The following is a 20,050-nucleotide window of genomic DNA, read 5'->3' as shown; positions in this document are numbered from 1 at the left end:
CCGGCGACCACCGCCTCGATCAGGCCGACAGCTCCAGCAGCAGTTTGTTCAGGCGCGCCACGTAGGCGCCCGGGTCCTTCAGGCTGTCACCGGCGGCCAGCGCGGCCTGGTCGAACAGCACCCGGCCCAAGTCGTCGAAACGTGCGCCATCGCCTTCGGCATCCAGCTTGGCGATCAGCGGATGGCCGGGGTTGATCTCCAGCACCGGCTTGCTGTCGGGCACCTTCTGCCCGCTGGCCTCCAGGATCTGCCGCATCTGCAGGCCCAGGTCCTGTTCGCCGATGGCCAGGACCGCCGGCGAATCGGTCAGGCGGTGCGACACGCGCACCTCGGCCACGTCATCGCCCAGCACCGTCTTCAGGCGCTCCACCAGGCCCTGCTTGTCCTTCGCGGCCGCTTCCTGTTCCTGCTTGTCGGCCTCGCTTTCCAGCGCGCCCAGGTCGAGGTCGCCACGGGCGATGTCAACGAAGCCCTTGCCGTCGAAATCGGTCAGGTAGCCCATCAGCCACTCGTCGATGCGATCGGTCAGCAGCAGCACTTCCACGCCCTTCTTGCGGAACACTTCCAGGTGCGGGCTGTTGCGCACTTGGCTGTAGCTCTCGCCGGTCAGGTAATAGATCTTGTCCTGGCCTTCGGTCATGCGGCCGATGTAGTCGGCCAGCGACACGGTCTGCGCATCGGCCTCGCCACGGGTGGAGGCGAAGCGCAGCAGGCCGGCCACCTTCTCGCGGTTGTTGTAGTCCTCGGCCGGGCCTTCCTTCAGCACCTGGCCGAATTCCTTCCAGAACGTGGCGTACTGCTCGGGCTTGTCGTTGGCCAGCTTCTCCAGCATGTCCAGCGAGCGCTTGGTCAGCGCCGCCTTCATCGAATCGATGACCGGGCCGGACTGCAGGATCTCGCGCGAGACGTTCAGCGACAGGTCGTTGGAATCGACCACGCCCTTGATGAAGCGCAGGTACAGCGGCAGGAACTGCTCGGCCTGGTCCATCACGAACACGCGCTGCACGTACAGCTTCAGGCCCTTGGGCGCGTCACGGTGGTACAGGTCGAACGGCGCGCGGCCGGGCACGTACAGCAGCGAGGTGTACTCCAGCTTGCCTTCAACCTTGTTGTGACTCCACGCCAGCGGGTCGCTGTGGTCATGTGCCACGTGCTTGTAGAACTCGGTGTACTCGGCGTCGCTGATCTCGGTGCGCGGGCGGGTCCACAGCGCGCTGGCGCGGTTGACGGTTTCCCATTCCAGCGCAGCGCCTTCTTCGCCGCCTTCCTTCGGCATCTGGATCGGCAGGCCGATGTGGTCCGAGTACTTCTTGAGGATGCTGCGCAGGCGCCAGCCATCGGCGAAGTCATGCTCGCCGTCCTTCAGGTGCAGCACGATGCGGGTGCCGCGCTCGGCCTTGTCCACGGTGGCCACTTCGAAATCGCCTTCGCCACGCGAGGTCCAGCGCACGCCTTCGCCTGCAGCCAGGCCGGCGCGGCGCGAGGTCACTTCCACTTCGTCGGCGACGATGAAGGCGCTGTAGAAGCCGACGCCGAACTGGCCGATCAGCTGCGAATCCTTCTTCTGGTCGCCCGACAACTGGCGCAGGAAGTCGCCGGTGCCGGACTTGGCGATCGTGCCGAGGTGGGCGATGGCTTCGGCGCGGCTCATGCCGATGCCGTTGTCTTCGATGGTGATGGTGTGGGCGGCGGGGTCGAAGCTGACGCGCACGCGCAGTTCGCTGTCGCCTTCCAGCAGAGCCGGCTGGGTCAGGGCCTCGAAGCGCAGCTTGTCGGCGGCGTCGGCGGCGTTGGAGACCAGCTCGCGCAGGAAGATCTCCTTGTTGGAGTACAGCGAGTGGATCATCAGCTGCAGCAGCTGCTTGACTTCGGTCTGGAAGCCAAGGGTTTCGGTCTGGGTGGTCTCGGTCATCGATAGGGCTCCATGTGCAATGCCGCGCCAGCGCGTGCGGCCTCGCCAAGGGGTAGGGATGATTGTCCCGAAATCAAGGGGTTGGTCGGGCAGGGCGGCGCCCTGCACCCGCAGAGGCCAAGGCAACTGCAACTGCAACAGCAACGGCAAGAGCGGGCATTCCGTGGGATGGCGGGGCGGTGTGGGTTGGCAGGACACGCCGTAAACCCGTCCTTGGGGGCTCGATGGCGCCATCCATGGCGCCAACGGTCCTGCCAACCCACACCGCCCCGCCTCTGACAGGCTCCCGGTGACGGTCGCAACGGCGGCTTCCTGATTTCATTCAAATCCTTCGATATCTGACAGATGTTCATCCACGCATGGCGTGGATCTACCGACAGATGGCGAGAAACTGTCGAAGGCGGGGTGGGTCCGGTTGAGGGGGCGTGAGCCGCATGGATGCGGCGACCGAGCTTACATGGACGTACTTGCAGCGTCCCCCGCAACCGGACCCACCCCGCCAACCCCCAGGAAACCAGCTTTTGAAGTTGCTTCGGCCGTTGCTGCGGCTTCAACGGGTGCCGGGCAAAGCCCGGCCGAACTACAATCCTGCTCATGCTGAAATTCTCGAATGAACCCCGCCGGGGGCGCCGATGAGCGGCCGTGGGGGCAATGACGGTCAGGTCCGCATCATCGGCGGGCGCTGGCGCAATACCCGCCTGCCGGTGCCGACCCTGCCAGGGCTTCGGCCCAGCAGCGACCGCGTGCGCGAGACCCTTTTCAACTGGTTGATGCCCAGACTGGGCGGCGCGCGGGTGCTGGACCTGTTCGCCGGCAGTGGCGCGTTGGGCCTGGAGGCGGTCTCGCGCGGCGCCGCCCACGCCACTCTGGTCGAGCGCGACGCGCAGCTGGGACGCAATCTGACCGCGGCCGTGGCCAAGCTGCAGGCCTCCGGCCAGGTCACCGTCGTGCAGGCCGATGCCCTGCGCTGGCTGCAGGGCGCACCGGCACAGCAGGCCGATCTGGTGTTCATCGACCCACCGTTCGCCGATGGCCTGTGGCAGGACGTGCTGGCCCAGCTGCCGCGGCATCTGGCTGCCGATGCCTGGCTGTACCTGGAATCGCCGGCCGGCCACGTGCCGGTGCTGCCGTCGGACTGGCTGCTGCACCGCGAGGGCGGCACCCGCGAGGTGCGCTTTGCCCTGTACCGCCGCGCCACTGCTACACTTTGACCTCATCTGAACATCTGCAACCGCCCATGACCGTGGCCAACCGCCGCATCGCCGTTTATCCCGGCACGTTCGACCCCATCACCAACGGTCATATCGACCTGGTGAGCCGGGCCGCGCCGCTGTTCGAAAAGGTCGTGGTCGGCGTGGCGCAGAGCCCGTCCAAGGGCCCGGCGCTGCCGCTGGAGCAGCGCGTGCAGCTGGCACGTGGCGCACTCGGCCACCACAGCAACGTCGAGGTCATCGGCTTCGATACCCTGCTGGCCCATTTCGTACGTTCGGTCCAGGGCGGGGTGCTGCTGCGCGGCCTGCGCGCGGTGTCCGACTTCGAGTACGAGTTCCAGATGGCCAGCATGAACCGCCACCTGATTCCGGAGGTCGAGACCTTGTTCCTGACCCCGGCCGAGCAGCACAGCTTCATTTCGTCCTCGCTGGTCCGCGAGATCGCGCGCCTGGGCGGCGACGTGTCCGGTTTCGTGCCGGCCGCGGTGCTCGAAGCCCTGCGCAAGGTCCGCGAAGCGAAGGCGGCACAGTCGTAAGCCCTGCTGTACCCGCACCCCATTACGTACAACACCACGCACCATTCCGGGAGGAAACCCATGAACACCACCATGCGCGCGATGCTGATCGCTTCGTTGGCCCTGGCCTTCACCGCCTGCAAGAAGGAAGAGGCCGCTCCGGTCGACGAGGCCAAGCAGGCCCTGGTCGCGCCGTCCAAGGACGACGATGCAGGCTGGAAGAAGTACCTGCAGGAAGTGGCGATCCAGAACATGGGCAACATCAGCAACAGCCCGTTCCTGTACTACCTCTCGCCGGAATCGGACCCGGACTTCCAGGCCAAGTACGAGCGCCAGACCGAGAGCGCGACCCAGGCCGTGGCCCGTGGCGTGCAGCCGGGCAACATGCTGGCCTTCGGTTCGTCGGCCTCGGGCAAGATGGCTGACATGATCCAGGCTGTGTTCAAGGACGTGGCCCCGGATTCGATGAAGGGCGTGCGCGTCGTCTTCATCGGCCAGTCGGCCGACAACGCCCGCGTGCAGGCGGCGGTCCAGCCGACCGGCGCCGAGTACATTTTCGTCGAAGCCAAGTAATACCGAGCCATGGCGGCCATGCTCCGGCATGGCCCGGGCGGCACCCCGCAAGGGTGCCGCTGATGACCTGACCGGCCCGCGCGCCCGCGCTGGCCGGTCCTTTGTCCCAGGGCGCGGGCGAGGAGTATCGCCGTGTCGCTGAAAATCAACGAGCTCTGCGTCAACTGCGACGTCTGCGAGCCGGCCTGCCCGAACCAGGCCATTTCGATGGGTGAAACCATCTACGTGATCGACCCTGCGCGCTGTACCGAATGCGTCGGTCATTTCGACGAGCCACAGTGCGTGGTCGTCTGCCCGGTCGAGTGCATCGACCCGGATCCGGAGATCGTGGAAACGGAAGACCAGCTGCTGGCCAAGCTGCGCCAGCTGCAGCACGATCACCCCGAACTCTACGCGGAGCCCCCATCCGAATGAAGACGCTGATCGTCCGCCCCCTGTTGCTGCTCGGCCTGCTGCTGAGCCCGATGGCCTGGGCCGACAGCCCGGCCCGTGCCGAGCGCCCCGATGGCGCAGCCATTGCCAGCGGCCACGCGCTGGCCACCCAGGCAGGTATCGATATCCTGGCGCAGGGCGGCAACGCCTTCGATGCCGCGGTGGCAGTGTCGTCCACGCTGGCGGTGGTCGAGCCGATCAGCTCCGGGCTGGGCGGCGGCGGCTTCTTCCTGCTGCACGACGCGGCCACCGGCAAGGATGTGATGCTGGATGCACGCGAGACCGCACCGGCCGCGGCAACTCCGCAGGCCTTCCTCGACAAGCAGGGCAACCTGGACCGTGATCGTTCGGTCAACGGCGCCTGGTCGGCCGGTATCCCGGGCCTGCCTGCAGCGCTCGTCGAGCTGTCGGCCAAGCACGGCAAGCTGCCGCTGTCTGCATCGCTGCAGCCGGCGATCCGCATCGCGCGCGAAGGCTTCCCGGTGTACGACCGCATGGCCAAGGGCTATGCGTCGCGCCGAGAAGTGATGGAGCGCTATCCCGGCACGCGCGAGGTCTACCTGCGCAACGGCAAGCCGATCGCCACCGGTGACCTGTTCAAGCAGCCGGAGCTGGCACAGACGCTGGAGCGCCTGGCCGCGGATGGCTTCGATGGCTTCTACAAGGGCCAGACCGGAAAGCTGTTGCTGGCAGGCGTGAAGCAGGCTGGCGGCAAATGGAGCGCCGAAGAGTTGGCCGGCTACCGCGTGAAGCAGCGCGAGCCGATCGTCTTCAATTACAACGGCTGGAAGATCACCACCGCGCCGCCGCCGTCGTCCGGTGGCATCGCGCTGGCCAGCATGCTGCAGATCCTGGAAGGCTGGGACATCAGGAAGATGGACCCGGCGCACCGTACCCACCTGGTGGTGGAGTCGATGCGTCGCGCGTACCGCGACCGCACCTTCTTCCTCGGCGATCCGGACTTCGTGCAGATCCCGCAGAAGGTGCTGACCAGCAAGGATTACGCACAGGGCCTGCGCGCTACCATCCATCCGGAGAAGGCCACGCCCAGCGACCTGCTGTCGGGCAATCCGACGCCGCTGGAAGACGACGAGACCACGCATTTCTCCATCATCGACCGCGACGGCAACCGCGTCGGCGCCACCCAGACCGTCAACCTGCTGTACGGCTCGGGGTTGATTCCCAAGGGCACCGGCGTGCTGCTGAACAACGAGATGGACGATTTCGCGCTGAAGCCGGGCACGCCCAATGCGTTCGGCGTGATGGGCTATGAAGCCAATGCGCCGAAGCCGGGCAAGCGCATGCTCAGCTCGATGACGCCGACCTTCATGGAGAACGCCGACAAGGTCGTGGTGCTGGGCACCCCGGGTGGCAGCCGCATCATCACCATGGTGCTGCTGGGCATCCTCGGCTACGACGACGGCCTGGATGCTCAGCAGGTTGCCGCGCTGCCGCGCTACCACCACCAGTGGCTGCCGGACCTGATCGAAGCCGAGGACGATGCGTTCGACGCGGCGACGGTGAAGCAGCTGCAGGCGATGGGCCACAGGATCGACCTGCCGGGCAATGTGGCCGCAGGCGGCCGCGGGTCCAGCCATGTGTGGGGCAACCTGCAGACCGTGGAATGGGACCGCAAGTCGAACAAGCTGTTCGGCGGCAGCGACCCGCGCAATCCGGTGGGCAGTGCCCAGGTCGTCCCGGCGCGCTGATCCGGTCGTGCCGGCTGCTGGCCGGCAATCCGGCTGATTATCGAAACCCCGCCTTTGCCGGCGGGGTTTTCTGTTTCCCTTCTAGCGATTATTTAACGAGCCGGCGCCGATAATCGACACATGAAACTCTGGTCAATTCGTGGAAATTCGCAGCGCCTCGATGGCGGCGCGATGTTCGGCAACGCGCCGCGCGCGTTGTGGGAAAAATGGGCGGCACCGGACGAGCTCAATCGCATCGAGCTGGCCTGCCGTGCGCTGCTTGCCAGCCCGCTGGAAGGCAAAACCGTGCTGTTTGAAACCGGGATCGGCGCGTTCTTCGACCCGCGCATGCGCGAGCGCTACGGCGTGCAGGAAAGCCAGCATGTGCTGATCGATTCGCTGCGCGAAGCCGGCTTCGAGCACGAGGATATCGACGTGGTGGTGCTCAGCCACCTGCACTTCGATCATGCCGGCGGCCTGCTGGCGGCGTGGAGCGAAGGGCGTGAGCCCGAGCTGCTGTTCCCCAACGCAACCTATGTGGTCGGCGCGCAGCATTGGCAGCGCGCCGTGCAGCCACACCCGCGCGACCGCGCCAGCTTCATTCCGGAACTGCCGGGCCTGCTGCAGGCCAGTGGCCGGCTGGAAGTGGTGGACGGGGAGTACTCGAAGGCGCTCGGCCGCAGCGTGCGCTTCAGCTACAGCGACGGGCATACGCCGGGGCTGATGCTGGCCGAGATCGTCGGTCACGCGCATGCCGGCGAAAGTGCGCACGGTGGCGTGGTGTTCTGTGCCGACCTGATCCCGGGGCGCTCATGGGTACACGTGCCGATCACCATGGGCTACGACCGCAATGCCGAGCTGCTGATCGACGAAAAGCGGCAGTTCCTTGAAGACAAGCTGGCGCGCAACGTGCGGCTGTTCTTCACCCACGACCCGCAGGTGGCGTTGGCGCAGCTGGGCAGGGATGACAAGGGGCGTTTCGTGACCCTGCACGAACAGGGCGAGCTGAAGGCACGCGCCCTGGGGTAATGGAAAGGCCGGGCAACGCCCGGCCTTCACTGATGGCGGCAGGTCCACGCCATGCGTGGATGGCGTTTCATCCGGATGCGACCGTTACGATGCCTTCAGGCAACTGCTCATGAAGGTCTTGCGCGCATCACCGGTCAATTTTTTCGTGCCGGCATCGGCGTTGCATTTGCGCATGCGTTCCTGCGGCGTTGTCGCGGCCTTGGTCTCGGCGGCATGGCCGCTGAGGCAGGAGCTCTGTGCAGTCTTGTAGGCATCCCCCTTCAAGCCCTTGTTCTTGGCTGAGCATTCGGCCATGCGCTGCTGCTGCGGAGTGGTGGCATTGGCAGCCAGGGGCAGGCCGACCAGCAGGACGGCGGCCAGCAGGAAAGAGGCTTTCATCGGGAGCTCCAGGGGGGCGGGTGCGCGGAGCATTCGCTTCCAGCCTGCAAGGCCACGTGAAGAACCTCGCCATTGCCGCGCCTGCTTGCGGCACCGTTCAGATCGGCGTATTACTTAGCCATATGGGTAAGTATGATCCCGCCATTCAAGACGTCTTCCAGGCATTGGCCGACCCGACCCGGTGCGCGATCGTGGCTGTGCTGGGGCAGGGGCCGCGCACGGTGTCGATGCTGGCCGGGCCCTTCGAGATGGCTTTGCCTTCTCTGATGAAACATCTGGCCGTGCTGGAGCGCAGCGGCGTGGTGCGCAGCCACAAGCGGGGGCGCGTACGCACCTGCGAACTGGTGCCGGCGCGGTTGGGCGAGGCCGAGCAGTGGCTGGCCGAACAACGTGCCGTATGGGAAGCGCGCGCCGACCGCATGGTCGATTTCGTTGAAACCCTTCACCGACAGGAGCAGGCCCATGGCCGTAGACGCAGGCAACAACCCTGACACCGACCTGGTCATCAGCCGTGTGTTGAATGCACCGCGTGCCGCCCTGTGGCGGGCCTGGACCGATCCGGAACTGCTGCGCCAGTGGTGGTGCCCGAAGCCGTGGACCACCGAGGTACGCGCATTCGACCTGCGCCCCGGCGGGGCCTTCCACACCTTCATGCAGGGCCCCGATGGTGGCAGCAGCGACAATCCGGGCAGTTTCCTGGAGATCGTGCCGCAGCAGCGCCTGGTGTTCACCTCGATGCTGGGCGCAGGCTGGCGACCGCAGTCACCCTGGCTGGGCTTCACCGCCGTCATCACGATGGAGGATGACGGGCAGGGCTGCCGCTATACCGCGCGGGTGATGCACCCGGACAAGGCCCTGCGTGACCAGCATGAGCAGCTGGGCTTCTTCGACGGCTGGAACACGGTCATCAGCCAGCTGGAAGCCTTCGCGGCCGGCCTGTAGGCCGCGCTTGGGGTCAGATCCCTTCCGCTGTGAAAGGGCGCTGACCCCGGTTCGCCGGATCAGCCGACGCGGGTCCCGAAGATGCGGTCACCGGCATCGCCCAGGCCTGGCAGGATGTAGCCCTTGTCGTTGAGCTGGGCGTCGATGGCCGCGGTGTAGATCTCCACGTCCGGGTGCACGGCCTTGACCGCCTCGATGCCTTCCGGCGCGGCCACCAGGAAAATGCCCTTGATGCGGCGGGCGCCGGCACGCTTGAGCATGTCGATGGTGGCGATCAGCGTGCCGCCGGTGGCCAGCATCGGGTCCAGGATCAGCGCGTCGCGCTCTTCCAGGCGGCCGGTCAGGCGCTCGAAGTAGGGCACCGGCTGCAGGGTTTCCTCATCGCGCTGCAGGCCCACCACGCTGACGCGGGCGGCCGGGATCAGCGACAGCACGCCGCTGAGCATGCCCAGGCCGGCGCGCAGGATCGGCACCACGGTGATCTTGGCGCCCGCAATGCGCTGCACGGTGACCGGGCCGGCCCAGCCGGGCAGGGTGTGCGGCTCGGTTTCCAGGTCGGCGGTGGCCTCATAGGCCAGCAGCGTACCCAGCTCGTTGGCCAGTTCGCGGAAATCCTTGGTGCTGAGCGCAGCGTTGCGCATCAGGCCGATCTTGTGCTGCACCAGCGGGTGGCGCACTTCGACGATCTTCATGGTCGGGAAGGGGGAAAAGGAGAGAGGGCGCCATTTTGCCGGATTGGCGTGTCGAATCCCAAACCGGGCCGGAGCCGCCGTACATGAAATGTGCAGATGCATGTCACGGCCATGCAACCTTGCGGACATACCGTGCAGACCCATTCTTAACAGGAATGGGGATTCCCAGTGCATATCAAGACTCCGTTGGCCGTTGCCATCACCCTGACCCTGGCGATGGGGGCCGCAGCACCGCTGCAGGCAGCCGGGCAGCAGGCGGTAGCCGCCACCGGCGCCGTGGCTGCCGACGCGGTCGACCTGGACCGCATCGAAGTGCGCGCCCAGCTCGAATCGCAGATCCGCGCGGTCGACCTCAAGCGCAGCAGCGACGCCATCGAAGACGCGGTGTCCTCCGATGCCCTGGGCCAGTACCCGGACAAGAACGTGGCCGAGTCGCTGCAGCGACTGCCGGGCATCAGCGTCACCCGCGACCAGGGCGAGGGCCGCTTCGTGGTCATTCGTGGCCTGGATGCCAATCTCAACAGCGTCAGCGTGGATGGCATCGCCGTGGGCACGCCGGAGGATTCCAGCCGTGCCGCGCCGCTGGACGTGATCCCGTCCGACTCCACCGAACGCCTGCGCGTGGTCAAGTCGCCGACCCCGGACATGCCCGGTGATGCCATCGGCGGCGCCGTGCTGGTGGAATCGGCCTCGGCCTTCGACCGCGACGGTCGCAGCCTGCGTGGCAAGATCGAAGGCAGCCACCAGCAGTTGTCCGGCGAGACCAGCCCCAAGGCCGCCTTCAACTACAGCGAAGTGTTCAACGACACCTTCGGCGTGGCCCTGGGCGTGAACTACCAGAAGCGGAAGTTCGAGTCGGACAACACCGAAGTGGAGTATGACGGCGAGGATGACGCCGCACCTGGCGACGTCACCGCGATCAACCTGCAGCACCGCAAGTACGAGATCGAGCGCAAGCGCATCGGCGCCAACCTCAACCTCGACTGGCGCCCGAACGAAGACAGCAAGTACTACCTGCGCACGCTGTACAGCCAGTTCGACGATGCCGAAACCCGCCAGCGTGTGATCTTCAACTTCGACGACGCCAAGATGGTCAAGACCGGCACCGACCAGTACCGCCTGGATGGCATGCCGAAGGATTCCATCGACAAGCGCATGCGCTACCGCACCAAGAAGGAAAACACCTTCGCGGCCAGCCTGGGTGGCGAGAACAAGCTGACCAACGCCGTGGTCGACTACAGGGTTGGCTACACCCGTACCGAAGAGCGCGTGAATGACGAGATGGAGGCGCGCTTCAAGCTCAACGGCAAGGCCTTCAACGGCACCTTGGACCAGAGCAGCCGCCTGCCCAGCTACAGCTTCGACAATCCGCAGTGGCTGGACAACAGCAACTACGCGTTCGACCGCTTCGTGCTTTCGCCCAAGCAGGTGAACGACAAGGAGCACAGCGCGCAGGTCAACGTGCGCTTCGACGGCGACAGCAGCAGCATCAAATTCGGCCTGCTGGGCCGCTGGCGCGACCGCGACGTCAATGTGGATGAGCGCGAACTGCGTGTCGGCCCGAAGGTGGCGCTGTCGAGCTGGAGCACCTCCTCGCCCGAACACCGCCACGGCAACCTGGGTGATGGCATGGATTCGGCCGCGATGCGCGCGTTCTGGGCGGCCAATGGCACCCAGTACAGCGCCCGCCCCCAGGACATCGGCGGCAACGCGATGACCTCGCTGGAAGAAGACTACGTGGCCAGCGAGGACATCTTCGCCAGCTACGCGATGGGCACCTGGGATGTGGGCGCGCTGCGCATCATCGGCGGTGTTCGCGTGGAAAACACCCAGTTCAAGGCAGTCGGCAACCAGGTGGACGTGGCCGCCAACGGCCGCAGCTTCACCGTCACCCCGCGCGTGGCCAACAGCAGCTACACCAACGTGCTGCCGGGCCTGCACCTGCGCTATGACGCGGCCGATGACTGGGTGCTGCGCGCCTCGGCCAACAAGACCGTATCGCGCCCCTCGTTCGGTGACATTTCACCGCGCGTGGGCTACAGCCGCGGTGACGAGGAAGTGCGCCTGGGCAATCCGGAACTGGACCCGTACGAGTCGAAGAACATCGACCTGTCGGTGGAGAAGTACATCGGCAGCAGCGGCATCGTCTCGCTGGGCCTGTTCCACAAGTCGATCGATGGCTACATCGTGGAGACCGTGCGCACCAATGATCCGGCCTACGGCGGCCTGGACGTGACCCAGCCGATCAACGGCCGCAAGGCCACCGTGCGCGGTGCCGAGTTCAACTGGCAGCAGCAGCTGGCCTTCCTGCCGGAGGGCCTGGATGGCCTGCTGGTCGGTGCCAGTGGCACCTGGCTGGATACCAAGTTCGACGCCGGCATCAAGGACCGTGCGGGCGAGGACTTCACGCTGCCGCGCGCTTCCAAGCATGTCTACAGCGCACACATCGGCTATGAAAAGTACGGTGTAAGCACGCGCCTGGCGGCCGTGTACCGCAGCGAGTACCTGGACAGCATCGGCAAGGGGCGCGCATTCGACATCTACGTGGCACCCAACACCCAGCTCGATTTCTCGCTGGACTACAAGTTCACCCCGCGCGTGAGCGTGTACTTCGAAGCGCAGAACCTGCTGGACAAGCCATTGGAGCTGTACCAGGGCACCCGTTCGCGCACCCTGCAGATGGAAGAGTACGGCCGCACCTATGCGCTGGGCCTGAAGGTGGCGCTGTGATGGGGCGTGGCATTGCTGTCCTGGCCGCGGCGCTGGCCGCCACGCTGGTTGCTGGCTGCACGCCGGCCACCGGCAACGATCCGGTTGCGGGAGCGGCCGCGCCGGCCGCCAGTGGCGAGCGCGTGGTGACCACCATCGCCGAAGCCTTCCTGTCACCAATGACCCCGGCCGACAACATCGACTCGCCGGCGGCCTGGCGCGCGCCGGACGGCGCGCTGTGGCTGATCGCCACCGCCAAGGCCACCGACAAGCTGGTGGTCTACGACGGCAGCACCGGGCAGCACCTGCGTGACGTCGGCAGCAGCGGTACCGCACCGGGGCAGTTCGACCGCCCAAACGGCATCGCGGTGACCGACGACCTGCTGTGGATTGTGGAGCGCGACAATCACCGCGTGCAGGTACTGAGCCTGCCGGACTTCGCACCGCTGGCGACGTTCGCTGCGGACGACCTGCGCAAGCCGTATGGGCTGTGGGTCGACCGCCGTGCCGATGGCTACAGCGTCTACGTCACCGACTCCTGGGACAACGGCGAGGATGCGCAGGGGAATGACATCCTGCCGCCGCTGGCCGAACTGGATAAGCGCGTGCGCCAGTACCACGTGACCCGTGACGGTGCGAAGGTCGAGGCGAAGCTGGTGGCGAGCATCGGCGATACCACCGAGGCGGGAGCACTGCGCGTGGTCGAGTCGATCTGGGGCGACCCGGACAACGACCGCCTGCTGATTGCCGAAGAGGACGAGAGCTACGCCAGCGAGTTCAAGGTCTACACCCTGTCAGGTCGCTTCACCGGTACCACCTTCGGCCGCGACGTGTTCAAGGCCCAGGCCGAAGGCGTGACCCTGCGCACCTGCGGCAAGGATGGCTGGTGGATCACCACCGAACAGGGCAAGCAGCGCAGCGTGTTCCACCTGTTCGACCGGCACACGCTGAAGCCGGTCGGCGCGTTCCAGGGCAATACCGTGGCCAACACTGATGGTATCTGGATGATGCAGCAACCCAGCGCGCGCTTCCCGCACGGTGCGCTCTATGCCGTGCACGATGACCAGGGCGTGGTGGCGTTCGACTGGGAGAGCATCGCCAAGCAGCTGGCGCTGCCGCTGGAGTGTGGCGCATGAGCGGGCACTGCGTGATGCGCACGCTGGCGCTGGGCTTGCTGCTGGCGTTGCCGTCACTGTCGTTCGCAGCGGCCGAACCGAATACTCAGGTGCCGGCGGGTAGCCGCCACTACGCAGCAACGACGGTGCCTGACCGCATCGTCGCCTCGCCGGCGGTCGATCCCAGCCATGGATTCGCTGTCGCCTGGCGTACCGATGGCAGCGTGCAGGCACCGCTGCTGGAAATCGCCCTGGCCGCTGATTCACCGGCCATCGAGGGCATCCGCCAGGTGCGCGCAACGACCCGTGCGCTGCAGACCGAGAACGGTCTGTCGCATCATCATCGCGCCGACATCAGCGGCCTGCAGCCGGATACCCAGTACGTCTACCGCGTGCAGGGCAATGGCAGTTGGAGCGCCTGGAACCAGTTGCGCACGCTGGCCGCCGCCGACCAGCCACTGACCCTGCTGTACTTCGGCGATACCCAGAACAAGAACGTCAGCCATGTCAGCCGGGTAGTGCGTGCCGCGCAGAAGGCCGCACCGCAGGCACGCATGAGCCTGTTTGCCGGCGACCTGGTCAGCGGCGGCGACAACATGGATGACAGCGAGTGGGGAGAGTGGTTTGCTGCTACCAGCTGGCTGGCGCAGGAAACGCTGGTGGCCCCGGCCATCGGCAACCACGAGTATTTCGAGGAGTTCGAGGACACCCCGCAGGAACGCCGCGTGCTGGGCAAGCATTGGCCGGTGACGTTCGCGCTGCCGGGCAATGGCGCCAGCGCCGCACAGCAGACCAGCTACTGGTTCGATGCGCAGGGCGTGCGCGTGGCCGTGGTCGATGGCACTTCGGCACTCGACCTGGGCACCGCCAAGGCACAGGCACAGTGGCTGGACAAGGTACTGGGCGGCAATCCGCAGCCGTGGACCATCGTGCTGCTGCACCAGCCGTTCTACTCGCCGCGCGAAGGACGCGAGAACGCCGCGTTGCGTGACCTGCTGCTGCCGGTGGTACGCCGCCACAACGTCGACCTGGTGCTGCAGGGCCACGATCACACCTATGGTCGCCGTGGTGAAGGGCAGGCCGCGACGCCGCAGTATGTGGTCACCGTGGCGGGGCCGAAGCAGTATCGCCTTTCCGACGAAGCGCGCAGGACGATGGACCCGGTGGCTGAGGACACCCAGTTGTTCCAGGTGTTGAACATCGACCCGCAGCACCTGCGCTATGAAGCGCGCACCGTGACCGGCCGTCTCTACGATGCCTTCGAACTGCGCCGTGATGCCAAGGGTGGCAAGCAGCGCACGGAGCTGACCGAAGGCCGCATCATGCCACGCGGCTGCCCGCGCGCGCAGACCGCCAAGGGTCGTGCCGACCGCTGCTGGGAATGAGGACGCACCGATGACCACGCCCCGTCGCATCCTTCCGCTCGCTGCCATCGGCGCCGCCCTGCTGTTGCTGGCCAGTGCAGTGACCGCCGCCGATACCGTGCTGCATCCGTTCCTGGTGGCGCAGCCGAAGCAGGCCCCGCAGGAGGTGAATCTGGCGGTGGAGATTCCGGCCGGCAGCTTCACCAAGTACGAGATCAAGGACGATGGCCTGGTCCATGTGGACCGTTTCCAGTCGATGCCGGTCGCCTATCCGGCCAACTACGGTTCGATGCCGCGCACCCTGGCCGGTGACAACGATCCGCTGGATGCACTGGTGCTGACCCGCGAACCGCTGCATCCGGGCGTGATCGTGCGCTTCCGGCCGATCGGCTACCTGAAGATGATCGACGGCGGCGAGCACGACGAGAAGATCATCGGCGTGCCGACCGACAAGGTTGATCCGAGCTACGCCAACATCCGCGATCTGGCCGATCTGCCAGAGGTCGAACGGCAGCGCATCGAGGCCTTCTTCCGGGTCTACAAGGACCTGCCGGCGGGGCGCAACCCGGTACAGCTCAACGGATGGGGCAACGCCGCCGAGGCGCGCGCGCTGATCAGTGAAGCGATGGAGCGATTCAAGCAGTAGACCCACGCCACGCGTGGATGGCCGGGCGCGCGCATCTCCTTCACCGCCGCTGGCTATCATGTGCGCCTTCCACAATGAAGGCGGTGCATGTGTCGGTAGCGTTGGTATGGTTCCGCCGTGACCTGCGGCTGCAGGACAATCCGGCCCTGCAGGCCGCGCTGGATGCCGGTCACGACGTGGTGCCGGTCTACATCCATGCGCCGCACGAAGAAGGCGAGTGGGCGCCGGGTGCCGCCTCCGATGCGTGGCGGCACCGTTCCCTGGCGGCATTGGATACCGACCTGCGCGCCCGGGGTTCCTCGCTGGTGCTGCGCAGTGGTGACAGCCTGCCGGCCCTGCGGGCCCTGATCGAACAGACCGGCGCAGAAGCCGTGTACTGGAACCGCAAGTACGAACCGGCCACCCAGCCACGCGACGCGACTGTCAAACGCACGCTGCGCGAGCAGGGCATCGACGCGCAGAGCTGCAATGGCAGCCTGCTTTTCGAGCCGTGGGATATCGCGACCCAGCAGGGACAGCCGTACAAGGTATTCACGCCGTACTGGCGCAACGTACTCAGTCATTGGCGCCTGCCTTCGCTGCAGGCCGCACCAAAGGCACTGGCGGCACACGCGGTCGACAGCCTCGCACTGGATGATCTCCAGCTGGCACCGACGCTGGACTGGGATACCGGCTTCTGGGAGCACTGGCAGCCGGGCGAAGCCGGTGCGCTGGAGGCGCTGTCGGTGTTTGAGGATGGCGCGTTGCGCGGTTACCGTGAGCAGCGCGACCTGCCGGATCGCGTGGGCACCTCGCGAATGTCGCCGCACCTGCATTTCGGCGAGATCGCGCCGTGGCGTATTGCCCATGCGCTGGAAGGCCTGCGCAGTGCGGGCACTGACGCCGACATCGACGGCTATCTGCGGCAACTGGGCTGGCGTGACTTCGCTTACCACCTGCTGCATCACTTCCCGAAGACGCCGACTGACAACCTCAATCCGCGTTTTGACCGTTTCCCGTGGGCCAAACCGAGTGCAGCGCAGCTGCACGACTGGCAGCGCGGCCACACCGGTGTGCCGATCGTCGACGCCGGCCTGCGCGAGCTGTGGCACACCGGTTACATGCACAACCGGGTGCGGATGATCGTGGCCAGCTATCTGTGCAAGCACCTGCGCGCGCACTGGCTGCATGGCGCACGCTGGTTCTGGGACACCCTGGTCGATGCCGACCTGGCCAACAACACGATGGGCTGGCAATGGGTGGCTGGGACCGGTGCCGATGCCGCGCCGTACTTCCGTGTGTTCAACCCAGTCACCCAGGCCGAGAAGTTCGACCCGCAGGCCCGCTACATCAGCCGCTGGGTGCCCGAACTGGCGGCGCTGCCGGTGAAGGCGCGCTTCGCGCCGTGGCAGCATCCGCTGCTGCTGGCGGCGCATGCCCCGGGCTATCCGCGTACGCCGCTGGTGGATCTGGCGGCTGGCCGCGATGCCGCGCTGGCTGCCTACCGGCAGTCAGGAGCGGGGTAAAGTGCGGGTTGAGTGATCCGGTCAGTTAGCTGAACGCGGCCCTGTCGGCGTGCCCGATCATCATTCCGGCATCGCATCGGGCTGTTTATTCTCTTTGCGCCCGCAGGCCGCCGGCCGACCGGAAACCAAGGAGAACCTCATGATCCGCAACACCACCCGCAACGTCGCATTGGCCCTGATGAGTGCGGCCGTCCTGTCGGCCTGCGCCACCGGCGGCTCCTACGTACAGAGTGACCAGTACGGCAACCCGACCGAGCAGCAGAACCGCACCGGCCGCAACGCCCTGATCGGTACCGCCATCGGCGTGGCCGCCGGCCTGCTGACCGGCGACAGCGCCACCGAGCGCCGCCAGCATGCCCTGATTGGTGCTGGTATCGGCGCGCTCAGCGGCGCCGCGGTCGGCCAGTACCAGGATCGCCAGGAACGCGCACTGCGCGAGCGCACCGCCAATACCGGCATCGATGTGCAGCGCCAGGGCGACAACATCATGCTGAACCTGCCGGACGGCATCACCTTCGATTTCGGCAAGTCGACCCTGAAGCCGCAGTTCTATGGTTCGCTCAACGGCGTGGCAGGCACCCTGCGTGACTACAACCAGACCATGATCGAAGTGGTCGGCCACACCGACAGCATCGGCAGCGACGCGGTCAACAACCGCCTGTCGAAGGAACGTGCCGACTCGGTCGCGCAGTACCTGATCGGCCAGGGCGTGCAGAGCGTGCGTATCGAAACGCTGGGCGCCGGCAAGTCGTACCCGATTGCCGACAACAGCACCGACGCCGGCCGCGCCAAGAACCGCCGTGTCGAAATCCGTGTGATTCCGCTCAAGCAGTAACGCTACGCGTTACTGCTTGAGCCGTTCCGGCCATCGGCCGGAACGAAAATGCCGCCCTTGCAGGCGGCATTTTTGTGGGTGCCGAGCATTGCTCGGCACGCCGATAGCGCCTGTAGAGCCGAGCCACGCTCGGCTACCTCTTCTGGTAGATGCCAACTTTGGTCGGCGCCGTTCGAAAGGCAGTCGAGCATGGCTATGCCGGTCGTCCTGACCGGCACCCGTCGGGCCGTCGCAAGCGACGTTGGTAGCGGCTCCTGCCGCTACCTTCGACGCTACAGAAAGCGGCATCGCGCGCCCGGGTAGATCCACGCCACGCGTGGATACCCTCGGTCATGCCGCCGAAGCGGCCACCTTCTCCAGGATCCGCTTGCCGCTGCTTTCCAGCGCAGCGTCTTCCTTTTCTTTCTGCTGCTGTGCCAGCTTCGCGCCCGGGCATTGCGCCAGCATGTAGTTGGCGTCGAAGTTGAGCTTCTCGACCAGGAAGTCGACGAACGCACGCACCTTCGGCGAGACCAGGCGGCCACCGGCGAACACGGCGTTGAAGTCCACTTCCGGGCCGGTCCAGCCGGCCAGCACGCGGCGCACCATGCCCGATTCAACGAACGGCTTGGCCATCACGTCGCCGGTCAGCAGCAGGCCTTCGCCGCACACCAGCGCACCATTGAGCGCAGACATGTCGTTTGCGGTCATCAGCGGGGTAACAGGGAAGTCGCGCAGCTCGCCGCCGTTCTCGCCCAGCTGCCAGGTGAAGCGCGGCGAGTTGCCGGTGTGGTACGGCTTGCGCATCGCCAGGATGCGATGGAACTGCAATTCTTCCGGATGCAGCGGCTCGCCATAACGTTCGATGTAGGCTGGGCTGGCGAACACCTGCGTGCGCAGGCTGCCGAGCTTGCGCGCGACCAGATTGGAATCGGGCAGGGCACCCACGCGCAGCGCCAGATCGGCTTCGCCGGCAATCAGGTCCAGCTTCTCGTTGCCCATATGCATGTCCAGGCGGATCTCTGGATACTGCGCATGGAACTGGCCCAGCAGCGGCGCAATCCAGGTGATGCCGATCGAGTAAGGCACAGTGAAGCGCAGCCAGCCACGCGGCCCGGACTGCAACTGGCTCACTGCGCTCTCGGCTTCTTCAAGCTCGCGTGCGATGCGTTGGCAATGTTCGTGATAGATCGAACCGGCTTCGGTCAGGCCGAGGCGGCGCGTGGTCCGGTGCAGCAGGCGCGCACCCAGGCGCGTCTCCAGTTCCTGCACCTTGCGGCTGACCGTGGTCTTGGGCAGGCCGAGCGATTTGGCAGCGGCAATGAAGCTGCCTTGCTCGACCACTTTGACGAAGATCAGCGTCTCGTTGAGATCGTGGGACATGGTCTGGGATCCTGGACGTCGGGGATGGGACAATCGTGACAGAACGATTGGACCGGGAGCGGGATGATTATTCCCCTTAATCAGGACTAATCAAGTAAAGGTTTGAGGTCTATCGTGGCGCCATTCGTTAATTGGAGCCCGTCCGCCATGAGCCTGCGCAACATTCTTGCCCGTCTCCGGAACGCCGGCCAGAGCAGCCTGGACCTGGCAATGACCGTTGAAGTCCGCCCGAGTTCCTTGGTACACAAGGACTTTCGTGAGTTTACCGCGCCCATGCGTCAGCAGCGTGGCGGTGCCATCCGTCTGGTCCCGCACAAGGGCGACCGGCTGCGTCGAATCGGGACTATCCCGGATTTGGGAGGAAATGTCCCGTGAATGGGATGCTGACGCCCGAAGTCCTGGTCCTCGGCGGCACCGGTGCCGTCGGCCAGGGCGTGGTTGGCGCATTGCTGGAAGCCGGCAGCCCGGTGCTGGTGGTCGGTCGCGATCCGGGCCGGCTGGCGGCGCTGCATGAGCAGTTCGCCGACGAGCCCGGCCTGGAGACGCTGCTGGGTTCGCTCAGCGATGACGGCTCGGCGCGCGCACTGGCCGAACGCATCGCGCATCGCCCGCGTCCGCTGGCCGCCGTGATCGCCGCAATGGGTGGTCCTTATCGTCGCGGCCGGGTGACCGACCGCAACGGCGATGAACTGCTGGGCGCGATGCAGGCCGACCTGATGCCGCACGTGCACGCGGTGCGTCACCTGCTGCCGCTGCTGCAGGACAACGTGCACGCACGACGCTACGTGATGATCGGCAGCCCGGCCAACGCCAAGCCGTGGGCGGGCTACGGCGAGACCTCGATTACCACCGCCGCGCTGCGCATGTACGCGCAGGTGGTGCACCAGGAAGCGCAGGCGCTGGGCGTGCGCGCGCAGATGCTGGAAGTCTGCAGCCCCGTCTGTACCCCGGCCAACGCGGCCAATGCCTGCATCGAGTGGCCCAGCTCGCTGCTGGTCGGCCGTCGCGTGGTCTCGCTGCTGGATGGTTGCCGCGACAACCGCGCCATCGTCCGCTGTGACAGCAGCGATGCCGAGCTGCCGCGTGGCCTGCTGCACTTGGAAGTTCCCCCTTTGTGGCGCGATACCGCAGGCGTCGCTTGA

At 66.2% G+C, this 20,050-nt stretch carries 20 protein-coding genes; 16 read left to right on the top strand and 4 right to left on the bottom strand.

Annotation, left to right across the window (positions count from 1 at the left end):
- Window positions 1-19: 19 nt before the first annotated feature.
- On the bottom strand, window positions 20-1,912 hold the full coding sequence (htpG, locus tag AC5P6E_RS08245; RefSeq protein ID WP_495230838.1) for a molecular chaperone HtpG: 1,893 nt from the start codon (window positions 1,910-1,912) through the stop codon (window positions 20-22).
- A gap of 632 nt (window positions 1,913-2,544) precedes the next feature.
- Here htpG and rsmD point away from each other — a divergent pair.
- From rsmD to AC5P6E_RS08215, 6 genes are all read left to right on the top strand, one after another.
- Window positions 2,545-3,123, top strand: a complete 579-nt coding sequence (rsmD, locus tag AC5P6E_RS08240) for a 16S rRNA (guanine(966)-N(2))-methyltransferase RsmD (protein ID WP_019338335.1) — start codon at window positions 2,545-2,547, stop codon at window positions 3,121-3,123.
- A 26-nt stretch (window positions 3,124-3,149) separates the two neighbouring features.
- Window positions 3,150-3,659, top strand: coding sequence for a pantetheine-phosphate adenylyltransferase (coaD, locus tag AC5P6E_RS08235; RefSeq protein WP_010484372.1), 510 nt, complete (start codon window positions 3,150-3,152; stop codon window positions 3,657-3,659).
- 60 nt (window positions 3,660-3,719) lie between these two features.
- Window positions 3,720-4,211 (top strand): hypothetical protein, encoded by a 492-nt coding sequence (locus tag AC5P6E_RS08230; protein WP_010484374.1) that lies wholly within the window; start codon window positions 3,720-3,722, stop codon window positions 4,209-4,211.
- A gap of 132 nt (window positions 4,212-4,343) precedes the next feature.
- Window positions 4,344-4,625 carry a YfhL family 4Fe-4S dicluster ferredoxin gene (locus AC5P6E_RS08225; RefSeq protein ID WP_010484376.1) on the top strand — a complete coding sequence of 94 codons (282 nt, stop codon included), beginning with the start codon at window positions 4,344-4,346 and terminating at the stop codon, window positions 4,623-4,625.
- Window positions 4,622-6,352, top strand: a complete 1,731-nt coding sequence (gene ggt / locus AC5P6E_RS08220; protein WP_019338336.1) for a gamma-glutamyltransferase — start codon at window positions 4,622-4,624, stop codon at window positions 6,350-6,352. Before AC5P6E_RS08225 ends, ggt begins: the two co-directional genes overlap by 4 nt.
- A 120-nt stretch (window positions 6,353-6,472) precedes the next feature.
- Window positions 6,473-7,360 carry an MBL fold metallo-hydrolase gene (locus AC5P6E_RS08215; protein WP_019338337.1) on the top strand — a complete coding sequence of 296 codons (888 nt, stop codon included), beginning with the start codon at window positions 6,473-6,475 and terminating at the stop codon, window positions 7,358-7,360.
- Between the two features lie 84 nt (window positions 7,361-7,444).
- On the opposite strand, the gene AC5P6E_RS08210 is transcribed toward AC5P6E_RS08215, so the two are convergent.
- Window positions 7,445-7,738, bottom strand: coding sequence for a PsiF family protein (locus AC5P6E_RS08210; RefSeq protein ID WP_019338338.1), 294 nt, complete (start codon window positions 7,736-7,738; stop codon window positions 7,445-7,447).
- Window positions 7,739-7,794: 56 nt separating this feature from the next.
- On the opposite strand from AC5P6E_RS08210, the gene AC5P6E_RS08205 reads away from it, so the two are divergent.
- Both AC5P6E_RS08205 and AC5P6E_RS08200 read left to right on the top strand, forming a co-directional pair.
- A complete protein-coding gene (locus tag AC5P6E_RS08205; protein WP_237707039.1) occupies window positions 7,795-8,229 on the top strand; it encodes an ArsR/SmtB family transcription factor in 435 nt (144 codons plus the stop codon).
- Entirely contained in the window at window positions 8,201-8,680 is a 480-nt protein-coding gene (locus tag AC5P6E_RS08200) for an SRPBCC family protein (RefSeq protein ID WP_019338340.1), read from the top strand. Before AC5P6E_RS08205 ends, AC5P6E_RS08200 begins: the two co-directional genes overlap by 29 nt.
- A 59-nt stretch (window positions 8,681-8,739) precedes the next feature.
- Here AC5P6E_RS08200 and upp read toward each other — a convergent pair whose 3' ends face one another.
- A complete protein-coding gene (gene upp / locus AC5P6E_RS08195) occupies window positions 8,740-9,372 on the bottom strand; it encodes a uracil phosphoribosyltransferase (protein ID WP_004153184.1) in 633 nt (210 codons plus the stop codon).
- A gap of 216 nt (window positions 9,373-9,588) precedes the next feature.
- Here upp and AC5P6E_RS08190 point away from each other — a divergent pair, with 216 nt between their 5' ends.
- From AC5P6E_RS08190 to AC5P6E_RS08165, 6 genes are all read left to right on the top strand, one after another.
- On the top strand, window positions 9,589-12,102 hold the full coding sequence (locus AC5P6E_RS08190) for a TonB-dependent receptor (RefSeq protein WP_425518223.1): 2,514 nt from the start codon (window positions 9,589-9,591) through the stop codon (window positions 12,100-12,102).
- Entirely contained in the window at window positions 12,102-13,217 is a 1,116-nt protein-coding gene (locus AC5P6E_RS08185; protein ID WP_019338342.1) for an NHL repeat-containing protein, read from the top strand. The genes AC5P6E_RS08190 and AC5P6E_RS08185 overlap by 1 nt, the downstream gene beginning before the upstream one ends.
- Before the next feature lie 14 nt (window positions 13,218-13,231).
- A complete protein-coding gene (locus tag AC5P6E_RS08180) occupies window positions 13,232-14,581 on the top strand; it encodes a purple acid phosphatase family protein (RefSeq protein ID WP_237707042.1) in 1,350 nt (449 codons plus the stop codon).
- Window positions 14,582-14,591: 10 nt separating this feature from the next.
- Window positions 14,592-15,206, top strand: a complete 615-nt coding sequence (locus AC5P6E_RS08175) for an inorganic diphosphatase (protein WP_019338344.1) — start codon at window positions 14,592-14,594, stop codon at window positions 15,204-15,206.
- A gap of 89 nt (window positions 15,207-15,295) precedes the next feature.
- Window positions 15,296-16,711 carry an FAD-binding domain-containing protein gene (locus AC5P6E_RS08170; protein WP_029550839.1) on the top strand — a complete coding sequence of 472 codons (1,416 nt, stop codon included), beginning with the start codon at window positions 15,296-15,298 and terminating at the stop codon, window positions 16,709-16,711.
- Window positions 16,712-16,850: 139 nt separating this feature from the next.
- The gene (locus AC5P6E_RS08165; protein WP_010484399.1) at window positions 16,851-17,546 is read left to right on the top strand and encodes a YiaD family glycine zipper/OmpA-like lipoprotein; all 696 of its coding nucleotides are present in this window, start codon (window positions 16,851-16,853) and stop codon (window positions 17,544-17,546) included.
- Between the two features lie 330 nt (window positions 17,547-17,876).
- On the opposite strand, the gene AC5P6E_RS08160 is transcribed toward AC5P6E_RS08165, so the two are convergent.
- A complete protein-coding gene (locus tag AC5P6E_RS08160; RefSeq protein WP_005409107.1) occupies window positions 17,877-18,908 on the bottom strand; it encodes a LysR family transcriptional regulator in 1,032 nt (343 codons plus the stop codon).
- 147 nt (window positions 18,909-19,055) lie between these two features.
- Between AC5P6E_RS08160 and AC5P6E_RS08155 the strand changes: the two genes are divergently transcribed.
- Window positions 19,056-19,283, top strand: coding sequence for a hypothetical protein (locus AC5P6E_RS08155; RefSeq protein ID WP_010484401.1), 228 nt, complete (start codon window positions 19,056-19,058; stop codon window positions 19,281-19,283).
- Window positions 19,280-20,050 (top strand): SDR family NAD(P)-dependent oxidoreductase, encoded by a 771-nt coding sequence (locus tag AC5P6E_RS08150; RefSeq protein WP_019338346.1) that lies wholly within the window; start codon window positions 19,280-19,282, stop codon window positions 20,048-20,050. The genes AC5P6E_RS08155 and AC5P6E_RS08150 overlap by 4 nt, the downstream gene beginning before the upstream one ends.

This window comes from Stenotrophomonas sp. YJH_SMC_16 (assembly GCF_059367875.1).
This window is presented reverse-complemented; position numbering and strand designations above follow the sequence as displayed.